General features: G+C 46.5%; 17 protein-coding genes and 1 pseudogene. 4 read left to right on the forward strand and 14 right to left on the reverse strand.

The genetic code is table 11. From position 1 onward, the window contains the following. Positions 1-3: 3 nt before the first annotated feature. From rplV to rpsJ, 7 genes are read right to left on the reverse strand one after another with little or no spacing between them, the layout of a single operon-like run. Entirely contained in the window at positions 4-336 is a 333-nt protein-coding gene (rplV, locus tag AR383_RS09825; protein ID WP_055732968.1) for a 50S ribosomal protein L22, read from the reverse strand. Positions 337-347: 11 nt separating this feature from the next. Beyond that, on the reverse strand, positions 348-626 hold the full coding sequence (rpsS, locus tag AR383_RS09830) for a 30S ribosomal protein S19 (RefSeq protein WP_026959667.1): 279 nt from the start codon (positions 624-626) through the stop codon (positions 348-350). Between the two features lie 11 nt (positions 627-637). Next, positions 638-1,468 (reverse strand): 50S ribosomal protein L2, encoded by an 831-nt coding sequence (gene rplB, locus AR383_RS09835; RefSeq protein ID WP_055732969.1) that lies wholly within the window; start codon positions 1,466-1,468, stop codon positions 638-640. 15 nt (positions 1,469-1,483) lie between these two features. Further along, positions 1,484-1,786, reverse strand: a complete 303-nt coding sequence (gene rplW / locus AR383_RS09840; protein ID WP_055732970.1) for a 50S ribosomal protein L23 — start codon at positions 1,784-1,786, stop codon at positions 1,484-1,486. Next, a complete protein-coding gene (gene rplD, locus AR383_RS09845; protein WP_055732971.1) occupies positions 1,783-2,388 on the reverse strand; it encodes a 50S ribosomal protein L4 in 606 nt (201 codons plus the stop codon). The genes rplW and rplD overlap by 4 nt, the downstream gene beginning before the upstream one ends. Positions 2,389-2,403: 15 nt before the next feature. Then, a complete protein-coding gene (rplC, locus tag AR383_RS09850; protein WP_055732972.1) occupies positions 2,404-3,039 on the reverse strand; it encodes a 50S ribosomal protein L3 in 636 nt (211 codons plus the stop codon). Between the two features lie 32 nt (positions 3,040-3,071). Beyond that, positions 3,072-3,383 carry a 30S ribosomal protein S10 gene (rpsJ, locus tag AR383_RS09855; protein WP_014290685.1) on the reverse strand — a complete coding sequence of 104 codons (312 nt, stop codon included), beginning with the start codon at positions 3,381-3,383 and terminating at the stop codon, positions 3,072-3,074. A gap of 342 nt (positions 3,384-3,725) precedes the next feature. Between rpsJ and AR383_RS09860 the strand changes: the two genes are divergently transcribed. Next, positions 3,726-5,579, forward strand: coding sequence for an ATP-binding protein (locus tag AR383_RS09860; protein WP_055732973.1), 1,854 nt, complete (start codon positions 3,726-3,728; stop codon positions 5,577-5,579). 19 nt (positions 5,580-5,598) lie between these two features. Then, positions 5,599-6,099, forward strand: a complete 501-nt coding sequence (locus AR383_RS09865) for a response regulator (RefSeq protein WP_055732974.1) — start codon at positions 5,599-5,601, stop codon at positions 6,097-6,099. Positions 6,100-6,188: 89 nt separating this feature from the next. On the opposite strand, the gene AR383_RS09870 is transcribed toward AR383_RS09865, so the two are convergent. From AR383_RS09870 to argC, 7 genes and pseudogenes are all read right to left on the reverse strand, one after another. Then, positions 6,189-7,685 (reverse strand): putative bifunctional diguanylate cyclase/phosphodiesterase, encoded by a 1,497-nt coding sequence (locus AR383_RS09870; protein WP_055732975.1) that lies wholly within the window; start codon positions 7,683-7,685, stop codon positions 6,189-6,191. A 98-nt stretch (positions 7,686-7,783) separates the two neighbouring features. After that, positions 7,784-8,137, reverse strand: a complete 354-nt coding sequence (locus AR383_RS09875) for an MmcQ/YjbR family DNA-binding protein (RefSeq protein WP_055732976.1) — start codon at positions 8,135-8,137, stop codon at positions 7,784-7,786. Positions 8,138-8,217: 80 nt separating this feature from the next. Next, positions 8,218-10,094 (reverse strand): annotated as a pseudogene (gene argH / locus AR383_RS09880) (argininosuccinate lyase). Positions 10,095-10,180: 86 nt separating this feature from the next. Next, complete coding sequence (locus AR383_RS09885; protein ID WP_055732977.1) at positions 10,181-11,386, reverse strand: argininosuccinate synthase; 1,206 nt, start codon at positions 11,384-11,386, stop codon at positions 10,181-10,183. 42 nt (positions 11,387-11,428) lie between these two features. Next, the gene (locus tag AR383_RS09890) at positions 11,429-12,343 is read right to left on the reverse strand and encodes an ornithine carbamoyltransferase (RefSeq protein ID WP_055732978.1); all 915 of its coding nucleotides are present in this window, start codon (positions 12,341-12,343) and stop codon (positions 11,429-11,431) included. 9 nt (positions 12,344-12,352) lie between these two features. Further along, the gene (gene argB, locus AR383_RS09895; protein ID WP_055732979.1) at positions 12,353-13,129 is read right to left on the reverse strand and encodes an acetylglutamate kinase; all 777 of its coding nucleotides are present in this window, start codon (positions 13,127-13,129) and stop codon (positions 12,353-12,355) included. A gap of 8 nt (positions 13,130-13,137) precedes the next feature. Beyond that, the gene (gene argC, locus AR383_RS09900; RefSeq protein WP_055732980.1) at positions 13,138-14,148 is read right to left on the reverse strand and encodes an N-acetyl-gamma-glutamyl-phosphate reductase; all 1,011 of its coding nucleotides are present in this window, start codon (positions 14,146-14,148) and stop codon (positions 13,138-13,140) included. Between the two features lie 397 nt (positions 14,149-14,545). On the opposite strand from argC, the gene ppc reads away from it, so the two are divergent. Continuing rightward, on the forward strand, positions 14,546-17,185 hold the full coding sequence (gene ppc, locus AR383_RS09905) for a phosphoenolpyruvate carboxylase (RefSeq protein WP_229711183.1): 2,640 nt from the start codon (positions 14,546-14,548) through the stop codon (positions 17,183-17,185). Between the two features lie 122 nt (positions 17,186-17,307). Further along, positions 17,308-18,561, forward strand: coding sequence for a hypothetical protein (locus AR383_RS09910; protein WP_055732981.1), 1,254 nt, complete (start codon positions 17,308-17,310; stop codon positions 18,559-18,561). Positions 18,562-18,676 lie beyond the last annotated feature (115 nt).

Consider the following 18,676-nt stretch of genomic DNA (forward strand, 5'->3'; position numbering starts at 1 on the left):
CTCCTAGTTATCAGATACAACCACAGTAATGTGGCTGGTACGCTTGATAATACGGTCGGCTCGGCCTTTAGCACGAGGACGAATACGCTTTAGAGTTGGACCATCATCAACAAAGATTTTGGCTACTTTCAACTCATCAATATCAGCACCTTCGTTGTGCTCAGCGTTAGCAATGGCAGATTCTAGAACTTTCTTAACAAGTCCTGCTGCTTTTTTGCTGCTGAATTGCAACGTAACAAGCGCTTTTTCAACTGGTAGACCACGTACTTGATCTGCAACCAGGCGAGCCTTCTGCGCAGAACCACGAGCAAAACGATGTTTAGCTAAAGCTTCCATTATTTAGACTCCTACTTCTTCTTCGCTTTCTTATCAGCAGCATGGCCGCGATAAGTACGAGTTGGCGCGAATTCACCCAGTTTATGACCGATCATTTCATCGGTAACAAATACTGGAACGTGCTGACGACCATTATGGACAGCGATGGTCAAACCGATCATTTGTGGAATGATCATTGAGCGACGAGACCAAGTTTTCAATGGTTTCTTGTCCCCGCTTTCCACCGCTTTCTCTACCTTCTTCAACAAGTGTAGGTCAATGAATGGACCCTTCTTGAGAGAACGTGGCATGGCGATTCCCCTTATTTCTTAGAACGACGGCGTACGATATATTGATCCGTACTCTTATTTTTACGAGTTTTGTAACCTTTGGTTGGCACACCCCATGGTGTAACAGGATGACGGCCACCAGATGTACGACCTTCACCACCACCGTGTGGGTGATCAACTGGGTTCATTACCACACCGCGAACGGTAGGACGAACACCACGCCAGCGCGTTGCACCAGCTTTACCAAGTTTACGTAGCATATGTTCAGCATTACCTACTTCGCCCAAAGTTGCGCGACAATCAGATAATACTTTACGCATTTCACCACTACGTAGACGTAAAGTTACGTAAGCACCATCACGCGCAACGATTTGAGCGTAAGCGCCAGCAGAACGTGCCATTTGAGCACCTTTACCAGGCTTCATTTCAATCGCGTGCACAGTAGAACCTACTGGCATGTTGCGCATTGGTAGACAGTTACCCGCTTCGATAGGTGCATCAACACCAGACATTAGCGGAGTACCTGCTTTAACACCCTTAGGTGCTAGGATGTAGCGACGCTCACCATCAGCAAACAATACCAAAGCAATGTTTGCGCTGCGGTTTGGATCGTATTCAATACGCTCTACTTTTGCAGGGATGCCGTCTTTGTCGTTACGTTTGAAGTCGATCAAACGGTAGTGTTGCTTGTGACCACCACCGATGTGACGAACGGTAATAACACCGCGGTTATTACGACCGCCAGACTTAGACTTACTTTCCAATAAAGGAGCGTAAGGCTTGCCTTTGTGCAGGTCAGGGTTAACCACTTTAACAACGTGGCGACGACCAGCAGATGTAGGCTTACATTTTGCAATAGCCATTTAAGATAACTCCTCTTACTCTGCGGCGCCGGTGAAGTCGATGTCTGCACCTTCAGCTAAGGTTACATACGCCTTCTTCACGTCGTTACGGCGACCGAAACGTGCTCCATGACGCTTGGTTTTACCTTTTTGATTCAAGGTAGTAACACCAGTCACTTCAACTTCGAATAGTTTTTCAACTGCAGCTTTGATTTCTGCTTTAGTTGCATCTTTCACAACTTTGAAAACGATAGTGTTATCGGCTTCAGCAGACATAGTGCTCTTCTCAGAGATATGTGGAGCTACTAGAACTTTCAACAAACGTTCTTCGCTGATCATGCTAACCACTCCTCAATTTGTTTAACTGCATCAGCAGTTACCAACACTTTGTCAAAGGCAATCAAGCTAACTGGGTCAATACCAGCTACGTCACGTACATCTACTTTATATAGGTTACGTGCGGCCAAGAATAAGTTTTCGTCAACTTCAGGAGTTACGATTAATACGTCACTCAAATCGAAGTCTTTCAACTTAGCTACTAATTCTTTAGTTTTTGGCGCTTCAACAGCGAATTTTTCAACCACAATCAAACGGTCCTGACGAACCAATTCAGACAAGATGCTGCGGATAGCACCGCGGTACATTTTCTTGTTAACTTTTTGGCTGTGATCTTGAGGCTTAGCAGCAAACGTTACGCCACCGCTACGCCAAATTGGGCTACGAATTGTACCGGCACGAGCACGGCCTGTACCTTTCTGACGCCATGGTTTCTTACCACCACCTGATACTTCAGAACGTGTTTTTTGAGCGCGAGTTCCCTGGCGAGAAGCTGCAGCGTATGCAGTTACCACCTGGTGAATCAAGGCTTCGTTAAAGTCACGTCCGAAGGTAGTTTCGGAAACTTCAAGAGCGCTTTGCGCGTCTTTCAATACCAATTCCATTACTATCTCCTAACGTTACGCTTTAACAGCAGGTTTAATGATCACGTCGCCATTGGTAGCGCCAGGTACGGCACCTTTAACCAAAATTAGGTTACGCTCAACATCAACACGTACAACATCTAGGTTTTGCGTAGTTACACGCTCAGCACCCATATGTCCGGCCATCTTCTTGCCTTTGAATACTTTACCTGGGCTTTGGTTTTGACCAATAGAACCAGGAGCACGGTGGCTCAAAGAGTTACCGTGAGTAAAATCTTGGGTAGCGAAGTTCCAGCGTTTAACACCGCCTTGGAAACCTTTACCTTTAGAAGTACCAGTAACGTCTACTTTTTTAACTTCATTGAACAAGTCAACTTTTAGCTCATCAGCTACGCTAACTTCTTCACCTTCACCGTCTGCTAGACGGAATTCCCACAGGCCGCGACCCGCGTCAACACCAGCTTTAGCGAATTGACCCGCTTCTGGTTTGTTAACACGACTTGCTTTTTTAGTGCCAGTGGTCACTTGTAGAGCACGGTAACCGTCGCTTTCCTCAGTGATTACACGAGTAACGCGGTTTGGCTCACATTCGATTACGGTAACTGGAATTGATACACCATCTTCAGTGAAGATGCGGGTCATTCCAACTTTACGACCGATTAGACCAATCATTGTAAAAACCTCTTATTCAGTCAGACTCAGGCTTAGCCCAAGCTGATTTGCACATCTACACCAGCAGCAAGGTCAAGGCGCATCAAAGCGTCAACTGTTTTATCAGTTGGCTCTACGATGTCTACTAGACGTTTGTGGGTGCGAATTTCATACTGGTCACGCGCGTCTTTGTTAACGTGCGGAGATACTAGTACGGTGTAACGCTCTTTACGAGTAGGAAGTGGAATTGGACCACGAACCTGAGCGCCAGTGCGTTTGGCAGTTTCTACGATTTCCGCAGTAGATTGATCGATCAGACGGTGATCGAATGCTTTCAAGCGGATTCGAATTCTTTGGTTCTGCATTGACAGAGCTCCAAATAAAAAATAAAAGAACCTAACACACACCAACGACATCCGATTCCAATATCTGGGGATGGTAGTGCATGCGACGAGTAACGTTTGCTTCCAAATCGGAAGCACTGTTAGTTCTTAACTACCGAGGTAGTTAAGCAATATAAGCTGCCGAAACAACTTAGCCACTTTATTCAGTGAGCGGCGGTATTATACTTAAGCAATGCTAAAAAACAAGCGATTATACAAAATTTGTTTATTTGCTAAGCAGCCCCGCGAACCTTTAACCAGCTCGCAAAACCTATCTCTAGGTAAGCTTATAATATTTATCGATAAGTGCTAGGCAAGATAGCTATGAATAACCAATCCAGCTTGTTAGTTCTCAGTCGTAAACAATGGGCCCATTCGCTGCAGGATCACCGTTATCCTTGGCAATTGTGTCTGGCCGAGACTATTCCTGCCAAGTCAATTCGCCAACAACACTATTACGCGATGATTATCGTTGAGCTGTCTTGGTTTGCACAGCCGCAGTTTAGAGAAGACTTCCAAGCGCTATTGCAAGATAGCGGTGAGGCAGCAAAGGTCATGTTCTACGCGGATCAAGCAGTGAGTAGTGCTGAGCTGATAGAATTAGTAAACCAATTTTCGCCCATTCACATTCTCAAAGTCGATGACACAGGGCCAACACTCGGTCAACAAATCCAACGCTACTGGCCTACCCAAACTCAGTCTCACCAACAATGGTTAGAACAACAACTCGCCGCCACGGTAGCCCAGTTTAGAGCGCATTTTTTTGACTATACTGCGCTTAGCGACCAGCAGCTTTCCGAGAAAGTGATTTCCGCGCTGTATAGCTTTTTTCAAGATAACGATGAAGACCACCTTTGCCGCACTTACAGTGCCAACCACATTCTCACTCAAGAAGGGCAAGCCAATCGCTTTTTATGGTTTATTGCTAAAGGCGAAGTGGTTCTGCGCAAGCAGCAGGACCAACAAAGTCTTGAAGTTGCGCGGATGAAAGCCGGTTCACTGGTAGGAGGAATGTCTTTTGTCACCGGCGAGTTAGCCTTTACCAGTGCAATTACCACCATGAAAACCGCAGTCATCAAGCTAGATAAAGCGACCTTTGCCAAAGTTTTAGACTCGAGTAATCAATTACTGCCTTTATTTACCAACTTGTTGCTACGCCACTTTAATCGACGCTTGCAAAAAAGCATACAAACTAAACTGACCCTGCAAACTACACTCAGCTCGCTAGATTCCGCCCACCAGCAACTCATCGAGAAAGAAAAAATGGCGGTACTAGGGCAGCTTATTGCAGGCGTGGCCCATGAACTTAATAATCCAGTGGCAGCCATTATTCGTGGCAGCGATACCATCGCCAAGCAGCTTCCACAAGTTCTTAAACATCAACTGAGCGCACCGCAAGAGCAACTCGGCCAACAATTACTTGAAGCCGCATTTACTCTAACACCGATGTCTACCAGCGAAATTCGTCAGCGTAGTAAACAAGCCTGCCAATTATTTGGTAACCCTATCGCCGCCAGAAAGGCGGTGAGCATTGGCTTAGATAGGCCAGACTTACGTCAGCAATATTTGGACTGTTGTGATGATGAGCAAGATCCGCTAATCGATGCCCTCTCCCGCTACCACCAGATTGGCAATTTTTTACGTAATATCCAAGTTTGTGCCAGCCGTATTGCCGAGTTAGTGAAGGGCTTAAAACATTATGCCGGACAAGATCCCGAGCAACCGGTCTTGGCGGACATCAACGACGGCATAGCCGAAACTCTAGTGATACTTGAAAACCGGCTCCGCGGCTTCGATGTGGAATGTCACTATGGAATACTCCCCGTCTATCGCTGCCATCCCATCGCCTTACAACAGGTGTGGACCAATTTAATCGCCAACGCGCTAGACGCCATGGGTACACGCGGCAAGCTGAGTATCACCAGCCGCTATGTTGAGGCCTCGCCCAGTTACATTTCAGTAGAAATCGAAGATAACGGGCCTGGCATTAGCCCCAAGTTAATCAAAAAAATCTTTGAATTAAATTTTACGACTAAGCGAGAAGGTAATTTTGGCTTAGGCATTGGCCTCACTGTGTGCCAACAAATAGTGGCGCAACATTTAGGTAGAATTGAGGTGGAATCAGAGCTAGGACACTATACTCGTTTCACCATTACTTTACCCTTGAACCAACAATAGGACTTAAAGGAGCCTGGTCATGGAGCAATTACTGATTTTGTGTGTGGATGATGAGCGTGAGGTACTCGATAGCGTACTTAGCGATATCGCCTCTTTGAGTCCTCCTTTCACCATCGATGGTGCAGAAAGCGTCGCTGAAGCGCGAGAGGTTATCAGTGAATTTGAAGCGCAGGGCGGTAAACTCGCCTTGATTCTCGCCGACCACATTATGCCCGATGAATTAGGCATCGATTTTCTCATCGACCTCAACCACAGCAGTAACAACGAAGCGGCTCAGAAGATTCTATTAACCGGCCAAGCCGGACTGCACGATACCATCGAAGCGATCAACCGCGGCGGCCTAAACTACTACTTGGCTAAACCCTGGTCGGCCGAGGAGTTGCTAAGCATTATTAAGGAAAAACTTACCGATTACGTACTTAACTACTGTGATAATCCAATGCCTTTTGCTCAGGTATTAGATGGCGAGCGAATTTTTAATCACATGGCTCAACACCGCTTAGAAATGCCCAATACCTAGCTCTGGCAAGAGGGTTTAACAACGCGCCGATACGGCTGTCACACTTAGTCAAGGGCTGGTCTGACAGCCTTAATAGAACAGCTACATGTTTATGGCGTCGCCGCGTTGTCCGCCAAGTGCTTGAGCAATTCAGCGATAATCATCGGCCTACCGAGGTAATAACCTTGCGCCTGTCGACAGCCTATTTTCCTGAGCACCTTTAACTGACTTTCAGTTTCGACCCCTTCGGCAACGATGTTAATTCGAAAGCTATTTGCCATAGCAATCACCGCACAGACAATAGTTTTTGAACGCGCGTCATGTTCCAGCTCCGCCACAAAACTGCGGTCGATTTTAATTTCATCCACGGTCAAATCTTTAAGCATGGCCAAAGAAGTATAGCCAGTACCAAAATCATCAATCGATAAGGTCAAGCCGCGCGCTTGTAGCTGGGATATAACCTCGACACTTTTACGCATATCGGTAAGCGTGGCAGTTTCGGTGATTTCTAAACGGACGTATTGGGCAAAGTCACGATAGCTTTCGATAAAGCTACTTAATGAGTTCATCTCATCGGTACTGTTAAACTCGGTGGCCGAAACATTCACGGCAACATGCTGGAGTACACTCCCCAACAAACCAGAGTCTTGCAGCTCTTCAGCCGCCTTAGCTATCACTAACTTGGAAATAGCAGAACTTAAACCATTATCTTCGGCCAAGGGAATAAATACATCTGGAGCAATAAAACCATGTTGCGGGTGTTTCCAACGCACCAACACTTCTACGCCAATGCAGCTCAACTCTGCTAACTCATATTTGGGTTGATACACCACATATAAATTCTGCTCGGCTATAGCCTCGCGTAAATCCAACACTAACTGGCGGCGCAGCATGGCCTTTTCGCTTAAGGTTTTATCATGATAGATAATCGAATTACGTTGCTGCTTGGCCACGTTCAGCGCTTGCGACGCTGAAATCATCATCTCTTTGGCGTTGCTACCGTCGCTAGGAAACAAGGCCACCCCCACCGAACAGCTTACATCTATGCCAAAACGCTGGCCGCGCAAGGCACATAGACGCTGAACTTCACGCATGCGCGTCTCCACCTCGGAGATATCGTCAAAAGTGGTAAAACAAGCAAATTGATCGGCATGCAAGCGAGAGATAAACGAACCGGGCAAAGCCGACTTAAGCAAAGCCTTGGCAATATCTTGCAAAAATGAATCTGCCCTCTCAAAACCTAAACCTTCATTTACCTGCTTGAAATCGTCTATATCAAGATAAGCAACAAATAGGTGCTCATTGCTATTTAACTTGGAAAGGGTGGCATTGAGAGTGCGAATAAACAAATTTAAGCTATGTAAACCGGTGAGACTGTCCATATCATCGGCCTTTTCTAGAGCTCGGTTATCTCTTAGCACCAAAATGAGCAACAATACAGCGGTAATAACAACGAAGGCTAGGCCTTTATAGGTTTGAGCCAAGGCTCGCAACTGCGCACTATGAAACAGCCATTCAACGGCCATATCTGAAAACAATATCCACAGTGCAGAAAAACTAGCGTACACCAGTGTCACTTTAACGGCGGAAGTTACAGCCCTATTCATCGATAATAGGATCCTCTATAAAGACCAAATAAAATGCGTAATAACTAACTAAACAGTAGCAAACACTGTCTACTTAGCGAATATTGCCAGCGCTCTTTTTAGTTTCGCAGCAGCGCCTGTACCGATTTACTCATACTTGAAACAACTAAGTTATAGGAATTATCGATCAAGCCAAAGACTTGTTGCTCAGCATCACTACCATCAAAATAGAGACTCAGCCAATGGCGTTTATTCATGTGGTAAGCCCGATGAATAGCAGGAAAAATATCCGTCAACGCATCAACTTGCTCTGGCTGACACTTAAGATTGATGAACATTTGCCCTTCTCGCCATCCGACTAAAGCAAACATCTTTCCTCTTACTTTAAACACCGGAACGTCGGGTGCAAAAGGATACTCCAATTTAGCTTCAGTCTTGGCCAATAGGTAAGCTTCTAATTGAGAATAATCCATGCTCTACCCTGATAAATAACAAAGCCAGTGGCTACTGCTACTGGCTTTGTTGTTGTCCATCAAGCGTTGCGCGCTAAAGTTTAAGCCACGCTTTGCTTATGGATCAAATTACTATTGTCCAGAATGAACTCTAAAGCTACCTCATCACAGGCATGCTGGCGCGGACAAATATCACAATCTTTCATTACTTTCTCAGGCAGTAAGCTTTTCGAGGTTGGACTAAAGCCTAGTTTCATGAAGAACTCCGGTACTCGTGTTAATACAAACACTTTCTCGATCTCCATTTTCTTCGCCTTTTTCATGAGATGCTGCACCATGGCGCGCCCTTGACCTAAACGTTGAGAGCCAGGGTAAACACCTAAAGAACGAATTTCCGCCAAACCAGTGTCGTATAAATAGAGCGACGCACAACCGGTCACCTTGCCTGCTTGCTCACTAACGGTAAAGTCACCGATGGCTTGCACTAGCTCAGGACGAGGACGCGGTAAGTTCTCTCCAGCTTGAGACCAGTAATTCACCATTTCTTCAATATTGTCTAAATCAGTCATACGTGCAGAGCGCACATACAGGCCTTTAACATTGCGTTTAGATAAACGCACCTCTGCCTCAGTTAAGGCATGCTCTACTTGTTCTGGCGCTACGCCACCTAAAGCTTGACGCTTAGCCAAGGTAGACTCAAGAGATAGGTTCGGATAAACATCATCTTCAATCTCTGGTGCCAACTCTTTAAACTCGGCCAAACTTAGTTCTTCCAGAGGTACGCCTTTCTCTATCGCTTTGACTACGGCAATACCCACAATGTGGTGAGCTTCGCGGAAAGGAATGCCCTTAGCTACCAAATAATCGGCCAACTCGGTGGCATTAGAGTAACCACCTTTAGCCGCTTCGATGGTTGTCTCTTCATGCACTTGCATATCATCAAGCACTAACTCGGCCATGGCTAAACAATCCCCCAAGTATCCAAAGCGTCAAAGAGACCTTCTTTGTCTTCTTGCATGTCTTTGTTATAGGCCAAAGGGAGTGCTTTAAGGGTCATCATTATGCCCGATAAAGAGCCATATACTCGCCCAGCCTTACCACGGATTAACTCCAAGGCATCGGGGTTTTTCTTTTGCGGCATCAGTGACGAACCAGAAGTCACTTGATCAGATAAATCGAGGAAGGCCGATTCACCCGAATTATAAAAAATTAAATCTTCAGCCATGCGGCTTAGATGGATCATGCTAATCGAGGCGGTAGAAATCAGCTCAACCACATGGTCACGGTCTGACACAGAGTCTAAGCTGTTGCGGGTGGCACGGCGAAAGCCTAGGTCTTTGGCGATTTTCTGACGATCCATGGGGTACGCGGTACCGGCTAAAGCACCACAGCCTAGAGGACACACATCTAAACGGCTTAGCGCATCTTGCAGGCGTGAATAATCCCGTTCAAACATTTCAACATAAGCCATTGCCCAATGAGAAAAAGTGACCGGTTGAGCACGCTGTAAGTGAGTATAACCGGGGAGTACGGTATGTTGCTGCTGACGAGCAAACTTCACTAGCTTTTGCTGTAGCTTGTCTAGGTGCTCTAATAACTCTACACCCTGACCTTTACACCACAGTTTTAAGTCGGTGGCCACTTGGTCATTACGGCTACGGCCGGTGTGTAGCTTTTTACCAAGATCACCCACACGTTGAATTAATTGGGTTTCCACCCATGAGTGAATATCTTCGGCATCGCTGCCAAGAATTTGCTGGGGGTTTTCGGCAACTTGCTTGCCCAGATCTAATAGTGCTTCTTCTAATTTGCTTTGTTCATCTTGATTAAGCACGCCAACACTTAATAAGGCCTTAGACCAAGCAATAGAGCCAGTGATGTCCTGTTCCGCTAAGCGGTAATCAAAACGTAAAGAATCGTTGAACTGCTTAAATCTGGTATCTGCAGCTTGGCTAAAACGCCCACCCCACAATGCCATTTCTCTCTCCATTTATTATTGCAAAGACCTCAGCGCAATTTGCAGCTGAGGCCCTAGTATTTCTTACTTAATTACGTCAGCTAATCTTATTTACTGTTTAGCGCGCGGATCCGACTGGCTAGAGAGTATAAACGAATAAAGCCTTCAGCGTGTTTTTGATCGTAAACCTGATCTTCACCAAAGGTAGCAAACTCTTCAGAGTACAAGCTATTTGGAGAGCGTTTTTGTACCGCCACCGCTTGACCTTTATAAAGTTTAACCACAACTTCACCATTTGCATCGGCAGCCAAAGCTTCAGAAGAGGCTAACAATGACTTACATAGAGGCGTGAACCAACGACCGTCGTACACCAAATGCGCCATCTCTTGGCCTAGTTTTTCACGCCAAATACGTGAAGTTTTATCCAATACCAATTCTTCAATAGCACGCAATGCAGCAACAATAACGGTGCCCCCTGGAGTTTCATAACAACCACGAGACTTCATACCAACGGTACGGTTTTCAGTAATATCGATACGCCCTACACCGTGCGCCGCAGCAATTTCATTTAGCTTCATTACCACTTGGTAAGGGCTAAGCGCTTCATCATTCACCGCCACTACGCGACCTTGTTCAACTTTAAGGCTAACGTATTCTGGTTCATTTGGCGCGTCAACTGGGTCAACGGTTAAAGTCCAAACGCCTTTACTTGGCTCGTTCCAAGGGTCTTCTAGTTCACCGCCTTCATGAGAAATGTGCCAAGCATTAGCATCGCGGCTGTAAATTTTAGTCGCAGAAGCGGTGGTTGGAATATTGCGCTCGGCTAGGTAATCCAATAGATCTTCACGGCTCTCCATATCCCATTCACGCCATGGAGCGATAACGGTAAGCTCTGGTGCTAGCGCGGCAAAGCAGCTTTCAAAACGAATTTGGTCATTACCTTTACCAGTACAACCATGACACACGGCATCGGCGCCCACTTTACGGGCCACTTCTACTTGCGCTTTAGCAATAATTGGACGCGCCATAGAAGTACCTAATAGATAAGTACCTTCGTACACAGCACCGGTTGCAATAGTAGGGTAGATGTAATCCGCAACAAACTCTTCTTTTAGGTCAACAATGTGACACTCAGAAGCACCCGAAGCTAAGGCTTTTTCTTCTAAGCCCACTAGTTCTTCTGCGCCTTGGCCCACATCGGCACAAAAAGCCACAATTTCACAGTTGTTGTAGGTTTCTTTCAACCAAGGGATGATGGCCGAGGTATCTAGGCCGCCGGAGTATGCTAATACAACTTTTTTGATATCTGACATCGTAAAATTCCTTGTTTAACTCAACAAATAGCTGAGCTGCTTTTAACTTAATAAACTAACTAAAACGGCGTTTTGGGCGTGCATGCGGTTTTCAGCTTGATCAAAAATCAGCGACTGCGGACCATCCATCACTTCCGAGGTTATTTCCAACTCGCGGTGCGCAGGTTGGCAATGCAACACATGGTTGATACCACATTGCTGCATTAAATCTTGGTTAATTTGATAAGCGATAAACTTATCTTTCACAGATTGCAAAGGAGTGTCATCCCCCATTGAAACCCAAGTATCTCCATACACTACATCGTAGCCTTTAATATCTTCGATTTTATCGCTAACCACAATCTTGCCGCCATGAATTTTGGCCAGCGCTTGGGCTTTTTGTACTACTTGCGCATCCGGACTTGAGCCTAGTGGGCAGATCGCCGCCACTTCCATACCTAAAATGGCGCCACCAAGCATTAATGAATGGGTAACATTATTGCCATCGCCTACATAGGCCAATTTTACCTTACTCAAATCAGAGTAGTGTTCACTGATGGTTTGAAAATCGGCCAAGCCCTGACACGGGTGGTATAGGTCACACAGTGAATTAATAATCGGCACCGATGAGTGCTCACGCAGGGTTAATAAGGTTTTATGAGAAAACACTCGCGCCACAATGGCATCGGCCCAACGAGTGATGTTGGAAGCGAAGTCTTTAACACTTTCACGCTCGCCCATGGCACCGTTTTGTTGATCTAGGTACACCGCGTGGCCGCCCAAACGATTAATCCCGATATCAAAGGTCACGCGAGTTCGTAATGAGGGTTTTTCAAAAAGGGTCACAACACTTTTTCCAGCCAGTGTTTGACCATAATCTGCGGGCGATGTTTTTATCTTGGCCGCTAATTCTAGCAGGCCCAAAATTTGTTCTTGAGTTAGTTCCTGTAGACTAAGCAGGTGCTTAAAATCACTCATTACTTTTCCTTAAACGCTTACTTGAGTCCCAACCGACTCGCCATTATATGTTTGACCAGCGAGTAAGCTGGCTAATTTTGCTGGGTCTTTCCAAGACGCCAATGCCACCGCACTGTTGAGAAACGCTGCCGCTTCCAGCGCCGCTTTCACCTTAACGCTCATGCCATCGGTAATTACGCCGTCGGCAATCAGTTGCTCGGCCAGAGCACTGTCTAATTGAGCGATTAACTGTTTGTTTTGATCCAATACGCCAGCTACGTCGGATAACAGTACCAACTGCCCTTGCAACAACTTACAAATCGCTAATGCCGCTTGATCGGCGTTCACATTGTACAGCTCGCCATCGTCACCAATACCAATAGAGCTTATCACTGGCACATGGCCCTGCTCAATTAAACTAGTCAATAATGCTGGGTTGCCTTCAGTGGCCTCACCCACATGCCCCAAACGCGGATCCATGGCGCTCACCTTACAGCTGCCCGCATCACTTAAGCACAGGCCCACCGCCGATAGGCCCGACTTTAAGGCTTGCGCTAGCAGCAACTTATTGCTGGTACCCGCCAAAGCGCCTACAACATAGGGAATTTGCTCTTTAGGGGTAACCCGTAAACCATCAAGCTTCTCTGAAACAAAGCCCATCTTGCTGAGAACATCTTCAACTACCACGCCACCACCATGCACTAATACGATGGCCTGTTTAACTTGCTGCAAGGCGACAAATAAATTATTTAAGGCCTCGGCATTATTTAATACCGCCCCGCCTAACTTAATCACTAATGGTTTCATATTCAGCCTTAAATTAGTGCTTCAGTAACGGCAAAACCGTTACGAATGTTGACACATTGAATCGCCTGACTGGCCGCCCCTTTGAGTAAGTTGTCTTCAGCCGATACCACGATTAAATCATCGCCTTGCTGTTGCCACGCCAAATCGATAAATGGAGTATGTTCCACCTTACTGATGGCCGGCCATTGCCCTTCTAGAATGCGCACAATATTTTGATCCGCATAGGCTTGCTGATATGCCTGATTAACTTGCTGCTCGGTGGTGCCGGCTTTTAAGCAAATATTCATGGTCGCCAAGATGCCTCGTTTAAAATTACCCAAGTGCGGAGTAAAAATAACAGGGTGGCCAAGATGGGCCTCAATTTCAGGGTGATGGCGGTGAGTAAATACGCCGTAAGGTGCTAAACTCACTTCATAAAAAGAAGTAGTAAGAGAAGCCTTACGCCCAGCCCCACTAACGCCACTGGTGGCGTTAATCACAACCTTGCTGGCGGAGTCTATTAGCCCAGCTTCCACTAAGGGTTTTAGAGCCGTTAAAGCGGCAGTGGGGTAACAGCCTGCCACCGCCACTAAATCCGTTTGTTTAATTTGCTCGGCATTCCATTCAGCCAAGCCGTATACCGCCTGCGCTAACAGCTCGGGGAATTGGTGAGTAAAACCATAGAACTGTTGATAAAACTCGGCACTATTCACGCGGAACGCACCTGATAAATCAAACACCTGACAACCTGCCTGTAAAAAACTAGCCGCTAAGTCGTGGCTTACTTCATGAGCTGTGGCTAACAGCACCACATCAACATCAGCAAACTGCTGGGCAATATCAGCTACAACTAGCGGTTGTACTGGTAAGTCAACCACACCACGTAACTTACCGTGTAAGCTAGATAGAGGCTTGCCGGCATCTAAACTATTTTCAGATACATATAAACCCGCCAATTGTAAGTGTGAATGACGGCTAACATAACCGGCCAACTCTGCTCCTGTGTAGCCACTTGCGCCAACAATCGCTGTTTTTAACATGCTGTATATTCCTCGATTCCTGCTCTTCGCATGCCGCATATCCCTCGCCTGATATGAATAAAATTGTTGATTTATTCAGCGTTAAAATATGCCACATCTTCACTATATGCGGAGCATAACATAGGTATTAATTTATGCAATAAAAATGAATTTTTATTTAACATTGCTCAAATCTATCATTACAATAGATAAGTTATAAGTAACTAGCGGTTCTATTAGCCGGTTTTAAGACTTATAGTTAAAGGCTGAACTGAAGCAGATATACCTCTTAAAATGTAATTAAATTACATTTTTTGACTATGAGAGCAGTTTTAGGTATGTTTTTGCATCAGAAAAAGGGTGATTTAGTAAAAAAATTTCAAAATCGCTAGCAAACGCAAACAGTGAAGGAAAAACGATGAGCCAGAATATGCCTCAGGAAATCAACGCGTCGTTACGAGGAAACGTTAATTTACTCGGACAGCTGCTTGGCAATACCATTAAAAGCCACATGGGAGAAGCGTTTCTAGAGAAAGTGGAAACCATTCGCCAATTGGCGAAAGCTTCGCGCAATGATGATGATCAAGCCCGTGAACAACTACTCGAGTTGCTACGCAACTTAAGTGACGATGAACTCTTACCGGTAACCCGTGCATTTAGCCAGTTCCTAAACTTGGCTAACATCGCCGAGCAATTCCACACCATTTCACGTAATTGCGAAGGCAGCACCTGTGCTCAAGACCCTATTGATCAAGTATTCAACAAGCTAAAAAGTGAAAAACTCAGTGAGGCTGAAATCCACCATGCAGTGGCCCAGCTCAACATCGAGCTGGTATTAACCGCTCACCCCACCGAAGTGACTCGCCGTACCTTGATTAATAAGCACGTTGCCATAAACAACTGCTTAGACTGGTTAGAGCTTGATTTGCCAGAACAAGAACGCAATCAACTATTGGGCCGCTTAGAACAGCTAATTAACCAAGCCTGGCACACTGATGAAATTCGTAAGCAGCGCCCAACGCCGGTAGACGAAGCCAAGTGGGGTTTTGCGGTTATTGAAAATTCACTCTGGCAGGCGGTTCCCGAATTTGTTCGCCAACTAGATAAAAAGCTCGGCCAGCACTTCGATATGCGTTTAGCACTAGACGCAGCACCAGTGGTGTTCTCATCATGGATGGGCGGCGACCGTGACGGTAACCCCTTCGTGACCGCCAAAGTGACCGAAGAAGTATTACTCTCTAGCCGCTGGGTGGCGGTGGATCTTTACCTAAAAGAAATCCAGACCCTAGTGAGTGAGCTGTCGATGAGTGATGCCAACGAGGCCTTACTCGAACAAACCGGCGAGCAGCGTGAACCTTACCGCGCCTTGTTAAAAATACTGCGCAGCGAGCTACAAGAAACTCACGACTACTTAACCGCCAAGTTAAAAGGCCAATACACCGAAGCACGCGATATTATTACTAATACCGAGCAGCTACGTGAGCCTTTAGAACTTTGTTATTACTCACTACAAGACTGTGGCATGGGCATTATTGCCGATGGCACCTTACTTGATTTGCTACGTCGTATTGCCTGTTTCGGCATTAATCTGCTGCGTTTAGATATTCGCCAAGATAGCGGCCGTCATGAAGAAGTGTTCTCAGAAATTACCCGCTACCTAGGCATGGGTGATTACGCTCACTGGAATGAAACCGATAAACAGCACTTCTTATTGCAAGAGCTAAACTCAAAACGCCCGCTATTCCCACGCGATTGGGAACCTAGTGACGCGGTACAAGAAGTGCTCGATACCTGTGCCATTATTGCCAAACAAGAGCGCGAAGCCTTGGGTATTTACATTATATCCATGGCCAGTGAACCTTCAGACGTATTAGCAGTGCAACTGTTGTTGCAAGAAGCGGGCTGCCCGTTCCGTTTGCCGGTAGCGCCGTTGTTTGAAACCTTAGATGACTTAAATAACGCCCCAGCCACCATGAGCAAATTGCTATCGGTTGACTGGTATCGCGGTTACATTTCGGGTCAACAGCACGTGATGATCGGTTACTCCGATTCTGCTAAAGATGCCGGCGTATTAGCCGCATCATGGGCTCAATACCGCGCCCAAGAGGCCTTGGTAGCGATCTGTGAAAGCCACCAAATTAGCCTGACTCTGTTCCACGGCCGTGGCGGCACAATTGGTCGCGGTGGTGCACCCGCCCATGCTGCGCTACTTTCGCAGCCTCCGGGTTCACTAAAAGGTGGCCTACGGGTAACCGAGCAAGGGGAAATGATCCGCTTTAAGTTCGGTCTACCAAAAGTCGCTCTAGACAGTTTGAACCTTTACGCCAGTGCGGTGCTTGAAGCCAACTTAATTCCGCCCATGGAACCTAAAGACGAGTGGCGTGAGGTGATGGACCAAATAGCAGAAGTCTCGTGTGATGCTTATCGCGGTGTGGTGTGGGGCGAAGAGGACTTCGTGCCCTACTTCCGCGCCGCAACACCAGAACGTGAACTGGCTAAATTACCTTTGGGCAGCCGACCAGCAAAACGTCGTCAAGACGGTGGGGTTGAAAGCTTACGCGCCATTCCTTGGATTTTCTCTTGGAGCCAAAACCGCCTACTACTGCCAGCTTGGTTAGGTAGTGGCGCGGCCTTTGAAGCTCAGCTAGAACAAGGCAAAGAACAACTACTTGCAGAAATGCGGGCTTGGCCGTTCTTTGACAATCGCCTAGCAATGTTGGAAATGGTGTTTTTGAAAGCCGACACTTGGTTATCAAAAATCTATGATGACCGTTTGGTTGAGCCAGAGCTTAGAGCCTTAGGTGAAAAACTACGTAACCAATTGGAACGCGGTAAAGAAGCCTTGATGTCGCTCTCACCAGAGCACCGTTTACTGGCTAATCAAGCTTGGGTGGTTGAGTCGATTAATCTACGTAATCCCTATATCGACCCACTGCATGTACTTCAGGTAGAGTTGCTTAACCGTTCTCGTACCAACGAAGAACTTTGCCCCAACGTCGACCAAGCCTTGATGGTTAGTATTGCCGGTATCGCCGCAGGTATGCGCAACACCGGTTAAACCCTAGCACTAACAACCCCGCATTCTGCGGGGTTGTTGCTTTAAGCGAGTCAGCCGCGACTGCTTGCTGAAACTTGACGGCATGCCCACTCCCATTCTTTATCTTCGACTAGGACGCGACGATGCAGAACTATAAAGGTTGGTTGTTTTTAGCTTCCTTGCTGTTATATCTGCTATTTGCCTTTGGCTTGATTGGCCTTACCCTTCCCACTTTATTTGCTTGGGGAGCTGCACTGCTGCACTGGCCGCAGCTGGGCGCCACCATCAAGCTCCAAGCGGGCAGTTTATTTGGTTTAGGTTTATTGTTACTAGGACTGGCTGCTAGCCAAGATAGCTGGTTGGGGCTAGAGCAAATTATGTCAATTAACTTGCCACTGCTGGCGATGTTTAGTGCGGTGTCATTCCTAGCCTTAACCAATTCAGACAAACCCGACGAACCGCTACCCTTAGGTAAAAGGAGCATTGCTAGTACCGCACTGGGGGTTAACCTGCTGGGTGCCATCATCAATTTATCGGTGATCTTTATCATGGGCGATCGCCTCGCTCAGCGTCGGCCATTAACTAATACTCAGCAGATCATCCTCACGCGCTGCTTTTGTGCCGCGGCCTGGTGGTCGCCCTTCTTTATTGCCACCGCGGTATCCCTTACCTATGCACCCGGTATGCAATGGTTGGATGTATTATTTCCCGGCCTATTAATGACTGGATTAGCGCTGTTACTCAGTAGTGTAGAAGTGATGATAAAAGATAAGGGGGAATTTGCTGGTTATCCAATTAAAGCCGAAAGCTTACGTATTCCACTATTACTGGCTTGTAGCGTTATGGCCCTGCATTTTGCCTATCCGGCTATCAGCATCATCTTAATAATTACCTGTTTAGCGCCTATCGCGGCACTCGGTTTCGCTAAAGGACCGTCCAAATTGGTAATAGCCAGAAATTTTATTCGCCATCGTCTACCTAACGTAGGCAGCCAATTTGTATTGTTTCTGGCTGCGGGAGTCTTCTCTGCGGGCATAAAATCACTGCTTAGCGCTTACCCTGATTTATTAAACTTACAAGACTTAGGCTTTTCCGCGTTGAGCTTTGCTCTGATCCTAGCCATGATGATTATCGCAGGTATGTTAGGTGTGCATCCGGTGGTAAGCATTGCCGTGGCCAGCCCCTTGTTACTCCCCCTTGAACCAGACCCCAGCCAACTCGGCTTCTTATTTCTTAGCTCTTGGGCGATATCAGCAGGCAGTAGTCCACTATCTGGCGTAGGCCTAACCATGATGTCGCGCTACCAATTCTCCAGCCGCCAACTGCTGAAAAACAATTGGCACTACGCGGTACTGATGTGGCTGATATGCTCTGGGATGAACGCGCTGTTTATGTAGCAGGTGCAAGGCACTAAAGTGAGTTTGTTTAAACAAAATCTAAACCTGCTCATTTCAAATTACCCGCTTTAGAGAAACGACCTTGCAATCTTTGCACTCTATTTATAATTTTATT

This window comes from Agarivorans gilvus (assembly GCF_001420915.1).
GTDB classification, from domain to species: Bacteria; Pseudomonadota; Gammaproteobacteria; order Enterobacterales; family Celerinatantimonadaceae; genus Agarivorans; species Agarivorans gilvus.